The organism is Enterobacter sp. PI-10 (genome assembly GCF_027947695.1).
GTDB lineage: Bacteria > Pseudomonadota > Gammaproteobacteria > Enterobacterales > Enterobacteriaceae > Enterobacter > Enterobacter vonholyi.
In genome coordinates, this window is record NZ_JAJNOG010000002.1 from 827,622 (window position 1) to 843,036 (window position 15,415).

A 15,415-nucleotide genomic window follows, 5' to 3' on the forward strand; every position below is an offset into this window, starting at 1 on the left:
GAGCCGTTTCGGTGTTCTTTATCGCAGCACTAGCTGTGCTTATGCTGGTCGCGACGACAGCGTTTGTCGTAGTGGCGCACCCACCAGTATTTATCGCACACTTCCTCATGTCCGCTCATGCGCGCCCCGGCGAGCCACAATACCGCACCGAGGAAGATGCTCAGTATCGCGCCATGGGCGAAGTATTGCGGGAGATCAAGCTGCGGCAACTGGTTCAAAATGGAATAACCCACGCCGCCTACCATCACGAACAGCCCCAACCCCATCAGCACGTTACCGAGTAACGAAGCGTTTTTGCGTTTCATGTGTCACCTCCGGAACTTTGGGTTGTCAGGGGAAAAGCCCCTAATCCTTGTGTGTAAAGTATAGACAACGCCCCTTTTATGAGTTGCGTGAATGATCACAATTACAGATAACTCCCAAACAAAAGTTTACAAATAAGACTTTGAACAGCTTGAAATTCTAATTGTTCAAACAAGTAATTATTCGTATTTCGCTGCGACGAACGCAGAATTTTGTCAAGCGGCGCGCCAGACAGTAAACTACGCGCCAGATCTGGAACCCATTAGGAATTGAATCGTGACGATTAAACTGATTGTCGGCCTCGCCAACCCGGGCGCAGAATATGCGGCTACCCGCCATAATGCCGGTGCATGGTACGTCGATCTGCTGGCCGAGCGGTTACGTGCGCCCCTGCGTGAAGAACCTAAATTCTTCGGGTATACCTCACGTATCAACCTTGCAGGCGCGGACGTTCGTCTGCTGGTACCCACCACGTTTATGAACCTGAGCGGTAAAGCCGTGGCGGCGATGGCAACGTTTTATCGCATCAATCCGGATGAAATTCTGGTCGCCCACGATGAGCTGGATCTCCCCCCTGGTGTGGCGAAATTCAAGCTGGGCGGCGGCCACGGCGGCCACAACGGTCTTAAAGACATCATCAGCAAGCTGGGCAATAACCCGAATTTCCACCGTTTGCGCGTGGGAATCGGCCATCCGGGCGATAAAAACAAAGTTGTCGGTTTCGTGCTCGGTAAGCCCCCGGTTTCCGAACAGAAACTGATTGACGAGGCGGTAGACGAAGCGGCGCGCTGCACTGAAATCTGGCTGAAAGACGGCTTAACCAAAGCGACAAACCGCTTGCACGCTTTTAAAGCGCAATAATCCGCCCGATACGGCTTTTTTACCGCGCGTCATGCGGGTTACGTGTATAATAGGCGTAGTTATTTACTTTTCATCAATCGGTTATGACTAACGGATTGATTATCAAGATATTAAGGTGATTTAGAAATGGGATTCAAATGCGGTATCGTCGGTCTGCCAAACGTGGGCAAATCCACCCTGTTTAACGCGCTTACCAAAGCGGGTATCGAAGCGGCGAACTTCCCGTTCTGTACCATCGAACCTAACACCGGCGTTGTGCCAATGCCGGACCCGCGTCTGGATCAGCTCGCGGAAATCGTGAAGCCGCAGCGCATTCTGCCAACCACTATGGAATTCGTAGACATCGCGGGCCTGGTAAAAGGCGCATCCAAAGGTGAAGGCCTGGGCAACCAGTTCCTGACCAATATCCGTGAAACCGAAGCGATCGGCCACGTTGTGCGCTGCTTCGAGAACGACAACATCATCCACGTTAACAACAAAGTGGATCCGGCTGACGACATCGACGTTATCAACACCGAGCTGGCGCTCTCTGACCTCGACACCTGCGAACGCGCGATTCACCGCGTGCAGAAGAAAGCCAAAGGCGGCGACAAGGACGCGAAAGCGGAACTGGCTGCGCTGGAAAAATGCCTGCCACAGCTGGAAAACGCCGGCATGCTGCGCGCGCTGAAAAACCTGACTGAAGAAGACAAGGCGGCGATCAAATACCTGAGCTTCCTGACCCTGAAGCCGACCATGTACATCGCCAACGTTAACGAAGACGGTTTCGAGAACAACCCTTACCTCGACAAAGTGCGTGAAATCGCCGCGGCGGAAGGTTCTGTGGTTGTTGCCGTGTGCGCTGCCGTTGAATCCGACATCGCCGAGCTGGACGATGCCGACCGTGAAGAGTTCATGGCCGAGCTGGGTCTGGAAGAGCCGGGCCTGAACCGCGTAATTCGCGCAGGCTATGAGCTGCTGAATCTACAGACCTACTTCACCGCTGGCGTGAAAGAAGTGCGTGCGTGGACGATCCCTGTAGGTGCGACCGCGCCTCAGGCGGCCGGTAAGATCCACACCGACTTCGAGAAAGGCTTTATTCGTGCGCAGACTATCGCGTTTGAAGACTTTATTACCTACAAGGGTGAGCAAGGCGCGAAAGAAGCAGGCAAGATGCGTGCGGAAGGGAAAGATTACATCGTTAAAGATGGCGATGTGATGAACTTCCTGTTTAACGTTTGATTGGTTTTGAATGAAAAAAATCCACGCTTTGGCGTGGATTTTTTTTCATAAATTACCGATTTTACGCCTTCTTGTGCAGATAGAACTCAAGGTATTTTTTAGGTCTATCCTGAAACGCACGCTCTTTGCCGTAGTTATAAGCATCGTTGAAATATTTATACGCTTCATCGAATTGATTCAACTCGTAACAGACCATGCCGAGGTCGATTGATGGTGCGGTGTCTATATCCGATCCACGTGTGCGCAAAGTCGTCTCTCCTCATTTCTTCGCCTCATCGTAATCCTCAAGATCAAAGTAAGCGCTGTACATGCACGCAGCGATCCAGTTAGCAAATTCCGATTCAAACTTTGGCTCAGGAAGAGCTTGCCAGGCTTTTTGGTATTGCTCTAAAGCTTCGGCGTATTTTTGGTTGTCGTGAAACTCGTTTCCTTTTTCTACAAGAGATGTAACTCTTTTTTCATCGAATTTATAGCATACGTTTTTCATATATTTATTCATTATCATTCGAAAAGAGACCTCCTTGCTTATATAAAAGGGATATAAGCAATAAATGCCTTCAGAAGCATGGAGGTCTCTAAAAGAGTAAGTTTTTATTGTTACTAACCAAAAAAGAAATATTTAAAAGCTTCTGCCTCAACATCCTTAAGCTTGCTTTTTAGCATTAAATCGATATCTTCCAGAAAGTCCTCTCTGAAATTAAAATCATCATCTGTAGCATCACCATCATATTTACTTTGTTCTATCTCAATGGCAGAACAAAAAGCATCCAAAAAGTCGGCTAACGAATTGGAAATAATGAAATTTCTTTTTTGAATACTACCATAAACAGGAGATGTAATATTTTGGGTATCACAAAAAAGAACATCTCCATTTCTTTCAGCAAAGATTATATATTCATCGCGCCAGGTCATGTCATTTTGAACTCGCCAGCCTGATAACATTTCATTAAGCTCTTGGGGCTCAACAATCTGTATAAAGAAAGTACCATCAAATGTTGGGTGGTCATTTAAAATCAAATGGCTATAAAAAAAACGAATTTCGCCATTTAAACTCACTGGAAAAGAAGTTTCATTTTCATCGTCTGTATAGTCTATCTCTCCCATATTTAAATCATTCATTTTGAATTTGCTAACAAAGTCTTGGACTGCATTTTTTATGTTCATCTTTCCCCCTATAATTGCTTACAAGAGAATCGTGTGGGCGGTAGCGAATCAGATCTTCAGGAGTTAACCCCCACGGATCCACCCACCCCAGCGCATTCGGCGCATACTGGTAAAAGGTTTATCCCCCCCGCCAGCCCTATCGGGTCCTGCTGCGTAAACCTTCCGCAGTCCGGGTCGTAATACCGGAACAGATTGTAGTGCAGCCCTGTCTCACGGTCCAGGTATTGCCCCTGCATGCGCAGGTTCTGGGAATATCCTGATACCTGCGTCTCGCTTTCCCGCAGCAGCTTGCCCCAGGCGCTGTTGACCCCTTCCCAGCGCACCTGCCCTTCGACATCCGTCATCCGCTCCGGCGTGCCGTTCGGCTGGCAGTGGAACCAGAAAATCTCCGGCGCTTCCACACCGTCAATACGTGCCAGAGGGTCGTAGCTGTCCTGGTCGCTGTAGACGTAGGTCAGCGGCACATCTCCGTGCTGCTCCTGCAGCAGGCGGAACCCTTCCCAGACAAACCGGGTGGTGACCGGCTTGCCGGTTGGCTGTCCGCCCAGCACCTGGCGGCGCGTTTTGCTGATGCGGCGCCCGAGCGGATCGTAGCGGAAGCTGACCTGCGTCTGCGGCTTGTTGCGATCCCGCGGCTGGCTGATGACCTCCGTCAGGCGATGTTCGCCGTCGTAGCGGTAGTGCCAGCGCGTCTGGCCGTTATCCTTCTCCACGGTGCGGCCGTGGATGTCATAGCGCCAGCGAATGCCGTTCAGCTGCGTACGGCGGTTGTGCGTGACCTTCTCAGCAGCCCCTTCGAGCGGGTTACCGGCAGTATCCCAGCGCCACTGCTCCTGGCCAGGCAGCGTGCCGTCCTGAACGAGCAGGCGCCCGGCTCTGTCGTACTGCCAGCGGCGGGACCAGCGGCGCGGCGACGGACGCTGGGCATTGCCGGTAAAGACGTCCCGGCGATGCAGTCGGCCAAGACGATCGTATTCGCTGCGGGTGGTCAGCAGCCCCTGGGTGCGGCTGGTCTCGCGGTGGAGTTCGTCGCGGGTAAAGTCGGAGACCGACAGCTTATTGAGAACAAGGTGAGCAAGGCGCGAAAGAATCAGGCAAGATGCATGCGAATGGGAAAGATTACATCGTTAAAGATGGCGAAGTGATGAACTTCCTGTTTAACGTTTGATTTGTTTTGAATGAAAAAAATCCACGCTTTGGCGTGGATTTTTTTATTGCGGGGTTAAAACACATTTTCCAGGAGTTCGGTTTTCATGCTGGGTTCAAAGGGAATGATTTCAGCAGTCGCAAGTTTTAACCTCTAAAAAGGATCCTCGCGCAAGCGCTCTTCAAGAGAGGCAAGACTCTCACATTTAGCGAGTCTGACTCCACCGGTCCTTGGGATCCGTCTACCCGATGCCAGAAATATCCCCTCTGCATACCCCCTTTTTTAGCCACTCCACATGAGTAGGTTTCGCTGCGTCGATTTCTTCGTGTGTTTTTATATAGGTCAAAATGACAATGTAAACCGTGCTCATCCTTTGCCACTCAGTTCAGTTTTAAACCGCTTGTTGGAACTGCTTATGCGGCCCTCTTTGGCTACCGGTTATTGTTATCGTTTTTTGGCGCTTTTGATGTTAATACGCAGGGCCCAATTGAGACAAAGCATTACGCTTCATATCCCAGGAATAAAACCAATCATGCCAGCCGTTTTGCTTTTCCGCATAGCTACAGACCACAACCACTTCCTTTGACAGGTTGAAGGTTAAGTAATAGAAAAATGCGCCTTCAGGAGGTGCTGACCAAAATAGTTTTTTGCCCTGCGCATTGAAGATGGTCAAAACGGTTGGTAATGGCTTTGGCTTGCTTAACACAAAGACTAACTGGCGTGTTGAGTCGACCATTGCATAGTCTAAAAATGGCATACTAACCAGTATGTTACTTTCGCCACGCGCCCATTGAAGCAGGTCATTTTCTTTAATACAAATGAGATTTTCAATCATTGGTAAACCTCAACTTTTAAAGTTTGATCTGTTTCAAATCACCTTCAAAAAGCCCCACAAGATATACCCGGTATCGGGCTGGCTGCACTTCTTTATACGTTAATACAGTAGAAAACTCTTTCAAACACTTTGTACATGTATTTTTCGAAACATCTAATTGGCTATCGTCATAGCTATATTTCTTATGTTCACTGACAAGCTTCACACCTCTCATTTTCTTTACCAAAAAGCATTTTACCTCTTCAGTGAGCGTGTCAAAATCATATGAGTTTACGATAGAATAGACTATTACTCCCTCGCATTCAGGGCATGCTATTTCCTTTCCATACTCTATGAAATCATTGTCAATGCCATCGAGGACTAATAACTTCTTTTTTAGTCGATTAGTTATTTTCATTTTTTGAGCTTATTAATAAAAAAGTAAGACGAGAAGAAAAATGAGGGATTTTATTAATTAATAACAGTATTTATGTCAAACATTCCATTCGATATAAATACCACAATCGAAGCTTTTTTCATTAGACTGCACAACAATACTTCCCCATTCATGCACCCAGTGAATTCCATATGGTGGGGTTGTAATTTTAAGTTTAGGGTTCGAGGTTATTTCATTCTCAACCCATGCTGTCAAACGCTGCCGCTCCTCCGATAAATTACTCAGATTAGCCCTTTTATCCCAATCATCTAGAGTTTTATAAAAACTTCCATCCTTACTAGTAAGGAATATTGATGGGGAAAAAGAAAATACTGAAGGCCTCAGTTCCAAAATGAAAACTTGATCTTTCCATTTAATATTATCGATAGAGAAATAAAAGGACCTATCGAAGTAAATGGCGAGAAGGATTTGTAAAATATGGAATATTTAAAAGTATCAACATCTTTTAACTGGAGGGGGTGGTTGTTAATTGCCACAAAACCATTGTGAACATCAAGGTTCATTTCTAACATATCTAAACCACCTTGTCTGGAAGTGACTACGTTGTATTCCAAACCATATATATCCCATGATTAAATGACTTTTTCTCATATGAGACTGAAACCCGCCACCACTCAAAGTTCCACCTAATCATGTCTCTTTCCGTGGTATCAGGAGTGTCCAGTTTAGTGATTCTTTCTGCCAATCAGACAAGTTTTTTACTGAATTAATTTCCGGTTGGCACTCGCAACCCTGAACGATTATTAACATAAAGCCTTAGATGATTATAAAAAATAATTACATTTAAATCTGACATTTTTAGCTTTTGGAATACTACAATTGTTTAGTTAATTTTTATTGGCAACTGTCTTTGGCATGACGAAATGGCCTCCCACAGGGTCAATTTCAATTCTATTTACCCGATGTGATTTTCTACACCGCATAATTAAATAATTGCGAGTATTTTTACACCCATACGCAGACAATTCATAACTTTATATTATTCCATCTGCAATAATCCTTCCAGGATTTTTCATCTCTAAAACCAGAACGATAATTACAATAAATTGCACCTGAACAATTCCAGTGGTCATAAGCCGCATTTATATGGCCCCATGCTCCATGAACTGGGAGATCAACATTCGTTTTATCTTTGAACCAATCCCTTAATTTTTTTGTAACTTTCCCCTCCGGTTTTTTTTGTTCTCCATCGATTAATTTATAAGGTGCGAAACTCCAACTGCCAATAATAGCATTTTCATCATTAGGTTGAATAAAATTAACTATCAAATAAATATCACCATGCGCGTTTCCTTTTATGTTAAAAATAGCTCTATAGGAGACTGTTTCACATCCCTTATCTGGCCAAGCCTCCCAATTTAAATTATCATTATTCATTATTTCTTTTTTGATTGTAAATGGTGTCAGGGTGAGTATTTTATTGAAGAAAAAAGCGCCTGTATCTACATCAAGATTCATAGTTACATTCCGATATCAAAAGGCTTGCCAATAGGCTCAAGCACAGTTTTATAATTTGAAAGGAAAAATTGTGTTCCTCCTCCCTGACCAAAAACAACAGGATCTTGTGATAAGGCTTGTCCTGTTCCAGCTACTGCATCACGTTTTACACGGTACGCCTGAATTTTGCTACGGAATCCAAAAATTCTATGTGGCTGTACCTGCAAACTCTCCCATAATTTTTGTCTACTACCGCCAGCGGCATCAAGAGTTGCCTTATCAAAATAAAAGCCAGATTGTCCAGGAGCACCACCGTAGATGACATCACCCTCTTTTAACATTGTGTTAGACCATAAGTCGCGTCCTTTGTACTCCCCATGACCTTGCCACTGCCTTCCGAAAGCAGCCTGATTATGGTCATTTGCTTTCGTCGGTGCACATCTTGGTTTCAACCCCCACGGATCCACCCACCCCAGCGCATTCGGCGCATACTGGTAAAGGTTTATCCCCCCCGCCAGCCCTATCGGGTCTTGCTGCGTAAACCGCCCGCAGTCCGGGTCGTAATACCGGAACAGATTGTAGTGCAGCCCTGTCTCACGGTCCAGGTATTGCCCCTGCATGCGCAGGTTCTGAGAATATCCTGATACCTGCGTCTCGCTTTCACGCAGCAGCTTACCCCAGGCGCTGTTCACTCCTTCCCAGCGCACCTGCCCTTCGACATCCGTCATACGCTCCGGCGTGCCGTTCGGCTGGCAGTGGAACCAGAAAATCTCCGGCGCTTCCACACCGTCAATACGCGCCAGCGGGTCGTAGCTGTCCTGGTCGCTGTAGACGTAGGTCAGCGGCACATCTCCGTGCACCTCCTGCAGCAGGCGGAACCCTTCCCAGACAAACCGGGTGGTGACCGGCTTGCCGGTTGGCTGTCCGCCCAGCATCTGGCGTCGCGTTTTACTGATGCGTCGCCCGAGCGGATCGTAGCGGAAGCTGACCTGCGTCTGCGGCTTGTTGCGATCCCGCGGCTGGCTGATGACTTCCGTCAGGCGATGTTCGCCGTCGTAGCGGTAGTGCCAGCGCGTCTGGCCGTTATCCTTCTCCACGGTGCGGCCGTGGATATCATACCGCCAGCGAATGCCGTTCAGCTGCGTCAGGCGGTTGTGCGTGACCTTCTCAGCAGATCCTTCCAGCGGGTTACCGGCAGCATCCCAGCGCCACTGCTCCTGGCCGGGCAGCGTGCCGTCCTGAACGAGCAGGCGCCCGGCGCTGTCGTACTGCCAGCGGTACCAGTTGAACGGGTTATCGTCCCGCTCTTCCCGCACCAGGTTATTGCGATAGTCGTAGTCCCAGCGGCGGGACCAGCGGCGCGGGGACGGACGCTGGGCATTGCCGGTAAAGACGTCCCGGCGATGCAGTCGGCCAAGACGATCGTATTCGCTGCGGGTGGTCAGCAGCCCCTGGGTGCGGCCGGTCTCCCGGTGGAGTTCGTCGCGGGTAAAGTCGGAGACCGACAGCTTATCGAGAGCAATGCTGAGCAGATGCCCGCTGCCGTAGTAAAACTGCTTGAGCTCGCGACCATCGGGCAGCGTGACGGAGGTGCGGTTGCCCAGCGTGTCATACTCCCACGCCAGCTCACCGTGCTCGCCCGCTTCGCGCGTCACGCGACCGAGCGCGTCATACTCAAAGGCAAGCTCCTGCTCTGCCTCGGTGGTCCACGCGTCGGCTGCAAGTGCAGGATGCAGCCCAATCCGGCTTAATAGCCCGGACGGCGTGTAATGGTAGCGGGTCTGCCCCTCCGGCGTGGTGCGGGCGACCAGCTGGCCGCTCGCGCTCCAGGCGAAGACGTGGGTGATGGCCTCCGGATGACCGGCGGCAAAGGTGCGCGCAATCGTGCGCCCGCAGGCATCATAGCGATACTGCGAGGCCACGCCATCGAGCCCCACCTCTTCCAGCAGCAGCGAGTCTGGCCCCCAGCGGAACTGATACGCTTCGCCGTTCTCGTTTTCCAGGGCAATCAGACGCCCGCGGCTGTCCCAGCGGCGTCGCACTTCTTCACCCTGCGTATTACGGGTGGCGGTTAAGCGCCCCGCCTCGTCGTATCTGAACTCACTTTCTTTCCCGTCAGCACCCGCATGCTTCACCGGCAGGCCACGTTCGTTCCATTTGAGCGATTCCATCCAGCCTTCCGGGCGATCGAGCTGCACCGGACGCCCTGCGGCGTCGTAGCGGTAGCGCGTCTCTTCACCGTCGGCGCCAGTCTCAGCCACCAGCCAGCCCAGCGGATGATAGCGATAGCGGGCAATACGCCCGGAACAGTCCGTCGAACGGACAATCTGCCCGGCCTCGTTGTACTCCTGGTAACGGCTGTTGCCAGCGGCATCGACCTCTTCCACGACCTGGCCAAACTCGTCCCGGCGCAGCTGCGTCGTCTGCCCCATCGGGTCTACTACGCGCTTGAGCCCGTGATGTTCGTCGTACCAGAACCGGGTGGCGCTGCCGTCGGCTTCAATAATGGCCGCAGGAAGCGCGCGGTGCTCCAGCCAGGTGGTGGTGCGGGTGTTGCCGTCGGCATCGGTCTCCTGCACCCGGTTGCCCATCTCGTCGTAGACAAAGGTGACGGCGTTGCCGAGCGGATCGATGCGACGCGTGAGAAGCTCGTTTTCGTCCCACTCGTAGCGCCAGTTTTCACCGCGCTCGTCAACGTAGCGGACAATAAGATTCTGCGCGTTCCTGTAGTGACGGCGCGTCTGACCATCGTAGTGCTCGACGGTCGTCAGCCCGGCGGCTAAATCGTAGCTAAAGCGGCACCCGTCGCCGGTGCTGGTACGGTTTTCCACCACGCGCCAGTGGTCGAATTTTTGCCACCGGTATTCGCTCTCCAGACCGCCCGGCATCCGGTGCCAGACCATCAGGCCGTGGTCGTTGTAGCGGTATTCACGCGTCACCACGCCTGAGGCATCCGTCGCGCTCGCCAGCTGGCCGCGCGCGTCGTAGCCCCACTGCATCAGCGGCCAGGTCTGGTTGCCGTCGAAATGGCTGGCTGCGGTCACGCGCTGCGGGAAACGTTCATCGTCATAGCGCAGGGTGACGTCGATTGCCCGCGGCTCGTCGTGAATACCAGTCAGCCTGCCGTGCTCGTCCCACTCCGTCAGCAGCGCGTTGCCGTATTCGTCGCTGAGGGAGGCCAGACGCAGGATGGAGGGGTTCGCCCGGGTTGGTTTATACAGACGCCACACCGCGCCGTCATCGTCAGCAATCGCCACGTCGCCGCTCTCGTTGCGGCGGATAATAATGCCTTCGCTGATGCTGTAAAATGCCCGGTCGACCGGCGGCAGCTCGAAGCTCAGCTCGCGTCCGGTTTCGTCGAACCAGGTCGCGTTGTCTTCTTCCAGCGCCAGGTAGCTGTCAAAAGTGGTTGCCCAGCCCAGACCAAACAGCCCTTCGCGGGTGGTCAGGCTGTTGTAGCTGCGCTGCCAGCGAAGCGGGAAGCGCCCCGGCAGCGAGAAGTCGAGTTCGTCGTCGTCATTCAGCACCTTCACGCCGGTGGCGGCGTGAACCGGGTGCGATGAGCCAAACACGGCGTTGACGGCCATATCGGCCAGCATCCCGCCGCCGGCCGCCGCCAGCGCGCAGGGCATGTTTTTCAGGATCTTGCCCGGACGCCCGCGCAGCAGGGAGAGCGCAATCATCCCCAGCGCCAGACCCGGCGTTTTACCGCTTTTGATATCGCGAACCGTGAGCGTATCCCCGCCGATGATTACGTTCGGGGAAACATCGTCGGACACGGTACCTTCGCAGGTGGTGCGATCTTTCGCACGCACCGCGGGCTGCCCGTTGATGAAGACGCTTTTAGAGCCTTCCGCCAGATACTGCGGCCCGGAGTGCTTTTCGCACGCCACCTTGTCTTCTTCCATCGGCGAGGTTCCGGCAGCGGCAGAGGCCACGCTCGGCTGCCACATTTCGCTGCCAAACTGTCCGGCGGCAGAAAGCAGCATGCCCGCGTAATCGGCAAAGCTGCCCGGCGACTGCGGCTCAGGTGAAGGAGTATCTGCGGGCGTCAGCGTGCCCGCCGCGCGTGCGGCGGGGATTGCGTTGGTGAGAACGTTACTGGAACCGGTCGTGATTTTACCCGCAGGCGACGGCGGGAAAAGCGCATTACCTAACCCCTCAGCGGCGTTGCTGATATCGTCGGTGATCCCCGCGACGTTCGCCATCACGCCGCCAATGATGCCGCTTAACAGACAGCTGGATCCAATTGCTGCCACGCCTGCAGCTGCTGCCCCGGCCCCCAGCAATGGCGCCGCTACGGTTGCTGCTGCGCCTACCGCCGCGCCGATCACCGCATAGGCGGCACCTTCCGCCACAATGCTGGTGATGTCAGCAAAAATGCTGGAGTGAATAATCTCGTCGCCCTTACGGGCCGCGTTGTTATCGCTCATGCCTTACACATTCCGGTTGTCGTTTAGCGTCAGACTCTGCTTAAGCGCGCTCCAGCGCACCTCGTCCTCTTCGGTAAAGGCTCTGAGTGCCGAGAGGGTAAAAATCATCAATACCGGTTTGCCCGGCGTCTGCACGGCCAGCTGTTTTTGCCACAGGCGCTGCCCGTTACGGTCAAACGTGGTCTCAACTTCCAGCCCGTTAATGTTGCCGTCAGGCCCGGCCTTTACGTTCCTAAATTCGCTCTGGGCGATCTCACCCATCTGAGGACGCAGTACATCCCACTGGCGGTGGAACTCTTGTTCATAGTCGCTGCCATCGGGGATCACGCCGCGGCTGACCACCACGGACAGCCCGCTTTCGTCATCGCGAATAATGTTCATGCTGTTATCCTGCCAGGCAGCAGGAAAAAGGGAAAACGAACCTTCCTGGAGGGTGTATTTCATAAGTGAACTCGGGATGATTGATATTGAGAGAAACAAGAAGGCCAATCCATGCTGGCCTTTTGGCTGGCTGTATAGTTATTTAAGCCACTGTCCTGACTGCTCGACTAAAACATGGTTGCCTTTGCTGACAACCAGATTCACGGGGGCGTACGTTACGGTATAAGCGACCTCGCCATTCTTGTACGTTGAGCCGATTATTTTACCTGCGGAGTCGCGTAACGTTTTTCCCTTTAAGGAGATCGTACTGTTATCGCTTTTTCACACGCCGAGATAGACCATCTCGTCACATTCGCTCTCAAAATGACCGCACCTGTTTATCAGAGAAATAGCGAACTTTTCGGTATCCAGTTTTCTGGTTTCAGCGTGATGAACCGAAGCGGCTTTACGTAACGTATAGGGCTGTGGAGCATAATCATTTCCTTTTTGAGGAGGCGTTACCAGACGCCATTCCATTTCACTCCCCTTTATTTCCAGAACAGCCCGTCCGCCTGCGCCGCCTGCCCAAACCCCGTCAAACGCAGGTCTCGACTGGCTGTTCGTTGCAAACTGCATCGTATTGAACCTGGCGGCCCATTGCTGGATATCAACATTAATACCCGGGCTATTATCAGAGGATTGGTAATGGATTACGTCCGACTCCGGAACCACCCAGGCCGCAAAGATTTTGCCGTCAGGATTGATAACCAGCGCTGACGCGTTCTCCAGATAAAGATCTTTTAGCCAGCCTTCAACAAACAATCCTCCACCTGTGGTGGTATGCGGTTCGCCGAAGACGTCAAAGTTATCAATAAAGGTTTGGTAGTGATTTCCCAGCAGCGTCCTGAGATTGTCTGTCACTTCACTGTCGTTAAGGATGCGACCTACCGTATCGAGCTTATTATATTGCGATAATTCAAGTGCCGATGACGTTTCAACGACGCCTGTCAATAAAGCCGTGAACAATACGACTGCCAGATATTTTTTGGTCATAAATTATTCTTGAGAATCATTTTTGTAATTCATCGTTATTTTTATAACGTTGCCGCCTTTTATCTCAAAAGAGAGCACTTCTTTATCCAATTCGTAGGTAATCCACTGCTCCCCCGCATCATTGTCGACCTGACCGGTACCGTATGCGCTGTTCAGTTCCTTTCTCGTTGAACCCACATGGACACCACGCGGCGTTGCGAATTCTTCGGCAGTCAGCGTAATCTGCGACACGATATAATCATCAACGCTTCGTTCAGCTTTATCCCACCAGAGATTGGAAGTGAATATCTCTACTCCAGCGTTTTGATGCTGAAAGAATTTATATTGGACTCCATCAAAAAGAACCTCACCGGTAAAACTGCCTTCCACCGGCACGCCAATTTTACGGGCAATATCAGGCGTCCATCTGTCGCCCAATGCGACAGGCTGGTCTTTGATCTGCACAGAAAAATCCCGTTTTGTCAGAACGGGAGGCATCACCTGAGCCAAAACCACATTGCTGCCGAGACAGGTAAACATCAGGGCAGAAAAAAGAAATGTCGGCGTGTGTTTTTTCACGTTAATCGTCATTTATTGAATGTGTATTGCAATTATTATCCAGAAGAAACCGCCAGGACATGAGTGCAGTATTTCTTAGTCTGCGCTAATGACGACTGAACCCAGACAGTGAGGATTTTTCACGGTGAAGCTGAAGCTCACCTTTTGTCCATTCATATCTTTTAGGGCTGTATAGCTGGTCACTTCGTTCTCCGAACGGCCGCGCGGATAATCAGTTAACCTCAGCTGCGGATAGTGCTTTTTAACGGTATCAAGCGTTATGCATTGACCTGAGGAGGGTGAAAAGTTCAGTAAAGGCGCCATGCCGTCGTTATCTTTGCTTAAACGTAACTCAATTGCGGTTATGTTCGTTCCATCCGCCAGTTTGATATCGTCGGCATTGTAGAAATTGATATATTCATTTTGCCTGCTCATCTTAAACGATAACGGCGCGTTACTAAGGGTTGTAACGGATAACGTCTTAAGCGATGCACTCATCCCGGAAATAAACATCCAAAGATCCTTTTTCTGCGCATCTCCTCCAGCCATTCCCGTCGTTAGTAACGCGATAAGCACCGCACCTGCCTTACTCATCTTTGGCCGTAAATTTTGCCTGCACCGCCGCATCAATATCCCCTTTATGCCCTGACCCCGGCGCCGTTGTGCCCGGCTTGGTGCCAGAGGTATTCAGATGCAGCTTACCGCCCGTGGTGATATAACCATCCCCTTCCACGAAGAAGTTAAACTCTTTGCCGATCAGGTTAATCTTGCCGTTAGCGTTCAGCTCAATGGCGCTCTCACCGGAGACCAGCCGCAGCTTCGTCCCGGAAGCAATGACGTACTGCTCCACCGCCGCATCCAGCTTGCCTTTCCCCGTCAGGATCTCGGTGCCACCTTTCACGGCCTGAGTCTGATTCGCTTCCACGCGGTGCAGTTCATTTTTCTTCACGTAATGGCTGCGCGCCCCGCCGACGCTGTGCGTTTCATCGTTTTTAACGCTGGTGTCCATGTTGCGCTCGGCCTGGATCCACACCTGCTCTGCGCCCGCTTTATCCTCAAAGCGCAGGGCGTTGGCATTGTCGACGGAACCGTCTTTCGTGCGGCTCATAAAGCCCATCTGCGTCGCCGCAGCCGGCAGCGCCCACGGCGGCATGCTAGCGTCGTTGTACACGCGCCCGGTAATAATCGGACGGTCCGGATCGCCGTTGATGAAGTCCACCACCACCTCGTCGCCGACGCGCGGGATCTGCACCCCGCCGTAGCCCTGGCCCGCCCACGCGCTCGACACGCGCACCCAGCAGGAGCTGGTGTCATCGCCCTTCGCCAGGCGGTCCCAGTGGAACTTCACCTTCACCCGACCGTATTTGTCCGTCCAGATGCTCTCGCCCTTCGGCCCCACCACTTTTGCGGTCTGCGGACCGTAGGTGCGCGGCCACGCCGTGGCCTGCGCCGGACGGTAGACCACCGCCGACGGGATCACCGTGAAATCGGTGCGGTGAATAGTTTCACCCTCGCCGCTGGCGTAGCGGTTCTCTTCGAGGTGGTAACCCGCCGCCGTGACCAGATACTCACCGTTGTCGCTGAAGAACGGCGCGTTTGTTAACGTGAAGGTGTGCCCGGGCGCAATC

15 protein-coding genes and 3 pseudogenes are annotated in these 15,415 nt (G+C 51.9%); 3 read left to right on the forward strand and 15 right to left on the reverse strand.

The genetic code is table 11. The features are described 5' to 3' along the window. Positions 1–29: 29 nt before the first annotated feature. A complete protein-coding gene (gene ychH, locus LRM19_RS08380) occupies positions 30–305 on the reverse strand; it encodes a stress-induced protein YchH (protein ID WP_111965910.1) in 276 nt (91 codons plus the stop codon). Positions 306–579: 274 nt separating this feature from the next. Between ychH and pth the strand changes: the two genes are divergently transcribed. Together pth and ychF are read left to right on the forward strand one after the other, a co-directional pair. Next, positions 580–1,164 (forward strand): aminoacyl-tRNA hydrolase, encoded by a 585-nt coding sequence (pth, locus tag LRM19_RS08385; RefSeq protein WP_023336005.1) that lies wholly within the window; start codon positions 580–582, stop codon positions 1,162–1,164. Between the two features lie 126 nt (positions 1,165–1,290). Next, complete coding sequence (ychF, locus tag LRM19_RS08390) at positions 1,291–2,385, forward strand: redox-regulated ATPase YchF (protein WP_010432886.1); 1,095 nt, start codon at positions 1,291–1,293, stop codon at positions 2,383–2,385. Between the two features lie 61 nt (positions 2,386–2,446). On the opposite strand, the gene LRM19_RS08395 is transcribed toward ychF, so the two are convergent. The 4 genes and pseudogenes from LRM19_RS08395 to LRM19_RS08410 form a co-directional block, all read right to left on the reverse strand. Beyond that, positions 2,447–2,632 (reverse strand): hypothetical protein, encoded by a 186-nt coding sequence (locus tag LRM19_RS08395; RefSeq protein WP_271368209.1) that lies wholly within the window; start codon positions 2,630–2,632, stop codon positions 2,447–2,449. Between the two features lie 12 nt (positions 2,633–2,644). Then, positions 2,645–2,872 (reverse strand): hypothetical protein, encoded by a 228-nt coding sequence (locus LRM19_RS08400; protein ID WP_271368210.1) that lies wholly within the window; start codon positions 2,870–2,872, stop codon positions 2,645–2,647. 113 nt (positions 2,873–2,985) lie between these two features. Further along, complete coding sequence (locus LRM19_RS08405) at positions 2,986–3,549, reverse strand: hypothetical protein (RefSeq protein ID WP_271368212.1); 564 nt, start codon at positions 3,547–3,549, stop codon at positions 2,986–2,988. A 61-nt stretch (positions 3,550–3,610) separates the two neighbouring features. After that, positions 3,611–4,613 (reverse strand): annotated as a pseudogene (locus LRM19_RS08410) (RHS repeat domain-containing protein); the annotation flags it as partial. Between the two features lie 2 nt (positions 4,614–4,615). Between LRM19_RS08410 and LRM19_RS08415 the strand changes: the two are divergent. Next, positions 4,616–4,717, forward strand: a pseudogene (locus LRM19_RS08415) (DUF933 domain-containing protein); the annotation flags it as partial. 54 nt (positions 4,718–4,771) lie between these two features. Here the strand turns inward: LRM19_RS08415 and LRM19_RS08420 are convergent. The 10 genes and pseudogenes from LRM19_RS08420 to LRM19_RS08465 form a co-directional block, all read right to left on the reverse strand. After that, a pseudogene (locus tag LRM19_RS08420) lies at positions 4,772–5,066 on the reverse strand (YciI family protein). 99 nt (positions 5,067–5,165) lie between these two features. Continuing rightward, positions 5,166–5,531 (reverse strand): hypothetical protein, encoded by a 366-nt coding sequence (locus LRM19_RS08425; protein ID WP_111966189.1) that lies wholly within the window; start codon positions 5,529–5,531, stop codon positions 5,166–5,168. 16 nt (positions 5,532–5,547) lie between these two features. Then, positions 5,548–5,928 (reverse strand): hypothetical protein, encoded by a 381-nt coding sequence (locus LRM19_RS08430; RefSeq protein ID WP_111966188.1) that lies wholly within the window; start codon positions 5,926–5,928, stop codon positions 5,548–5,550. Between the two features lie 1,005 nt (positions 5,929–6,933). Next, positions 6,934–7,425 carry a hypothetical protein gene (locus LRM19_RS08435; RefSeq protein WP_111966187.1) on the reverse strand — a complete coding sequence of 164 codons (492 nt, stop codon included), beginning with the start codon at positions 7,423–7,425 and terminating at the stop codon, positions 6,934–6,936. Positions 7,426–7,427: 2 nt separating this feature from the next. Next, entirely contained in the window at positions 7,428–11,837 is a 4,410-nt protein-coding gene (locus LRM19_RS08440) for an RHS repeat-associated core domain-containing protein (protein WP_271368213.1), read from the reverse strand. A 3-nt stretch (positions 11,838–11,840) separates the two neighbouring features. Beyond that, positions 11,841–12,281 (reverse strand): DcrB-related protein, encoded by a 441-nt coding sequence (locus LRM19_RS08445; RefSeq protein WP_111964743.1) that lies wholly within the window; start codon positions 12,279–12,281, stop codon positions 11,841–11,843. A gap of 258 nt (positions 12,282–12,539) precedes the next feature. Then, positions 12,540–13,250 (reverse strand): hypothetical protein, encoded by a 711-nt coding sequence (locus LRM19_RS08450; RefSeq protein ID WP_271368214.1) that lies wholly within the window; start codon positions 13,248–13,250, stop codon positions 12,540–12,542. A gap of 3 nt (positions 13,251–13,253) precedes the next feature. Beyond that, positions 13,254–13,820 carry a hypothetical protein gene (locus LRM19_RS08455; protein ID WP_271368215.1) on the reverse strand — a complete coding sequence of 189 codons (567 nt, stop codon included), beginning with the start codon at positions 13,818–13,820 and terminating at the stop codon, positions 13,254–13,256. A gap of 63 nt (positions 13,821–13,883) precedes the next feature. Further along, positions 13,884–14,381: a hypothetical protein gene (locus LRM19_RS08460; RefSeq protein WP_271368216.1), complete on the reverse strand. Its 498-nt coding sequence runs from the start codon at positions 14,379–14,381 to the stop codon at positions 13,884–13,886. Continuing rightward, on the reverse strand, positions 14,374–15,415 hold a 1,042-nt coding region (locus LRM19_RS08465; protein ID WP_271368217.1), incomplete at its 5' end, for a type VI secretion system Vgr family protein. The genes LRM19_RS08465 and LRM19_RS08460, both read right to left, overlap by 8 nt.

Bases quoted from the DNA above. Each gene is read 5' to 3' on its own strand.
- ychH (WP_111965910.1), bottom strand. From the start codon at position 305: ATGAAACGCAAAAACGCTTCGTTACTCGGTAACGTGCTGATGGGGTTG.
- ychF (WP_010432886.1), top strand. From the start codon at position 1,291: ATGGGATTCAAATGCGGTATCGTCGGTCTGCCAAACGTGGGCAAATCC.
- LRM19_RS08400 (WP_271368210.1), bottom strand. From the start codon at position 2,872: ATGAAAAACGTATGCTATAAATTCGATGAAAAAAGAGTTACATCTCTT.
- LRM19_RS08405 (WP_271368212.1), bottom strand. From the start codon at position 3,549: ATGAACATAAAAAATGCAGTCCAAGACTTTGTTAGCAAATTCAAAATG.
- LRM19_RS08425 (WP_111966189.1), bottom strand. From the start codon at position 5,531: ATGATTGAAAATCTCATTTGTATTAAAGAAAATGACCTGCTTCAATGG.
- LRM19_RS08430 (WP_111966188.1), bottom strand. From the start codon at position 5,928: ATGAAAATAACTAATCGACTAAAAAAGAAGTTATTAGTCCTCGATGGC.
- LRM19_RS08435 (WP_111966187.1), bottom strand. From the start codon at position 7,425: ATGAATCTTGATGTAGATACAGGCGCTTTTTTCTTCAATAAAATACTC.
- LRM19_RS08440 (WP_271368213.1), bottom strand. From the start codon at position 11,837: ATGAGCGATAACAACGCGGCCCGTAAGGGCGACGAGATTATTCACTCC.
- LRM19_RS08445 (WP_111964743.1), bottom strand. From the start codon at position 12,281: ATGAAATACACCCTCCAGGAAGGTTCGTTTTCCCTTTTTCCTGCTGCC.
- LRM19_RS08450 (WP_271368214.1), bottom strand. From the start codon at position 13,250: ATGACCAAAAAATATCTGGCAGTCGTATTGTTCACGGCTTTATTGACA.
- LRM19_RS08455 (WP_271368215.1), bottom strand. From the start codon at position 13,820: ATGACGATTAACGTGAAAAAACACACGCCGACATTTCTTTTTTCTGCC.
- LRM19_RS08460 (WP_271368216.1), bottom strand. From the start codon at position 14,381: ATGAGTAAGGCAGGTGCGGTGCTTATCGCGTTACTAACGACGGGAATG.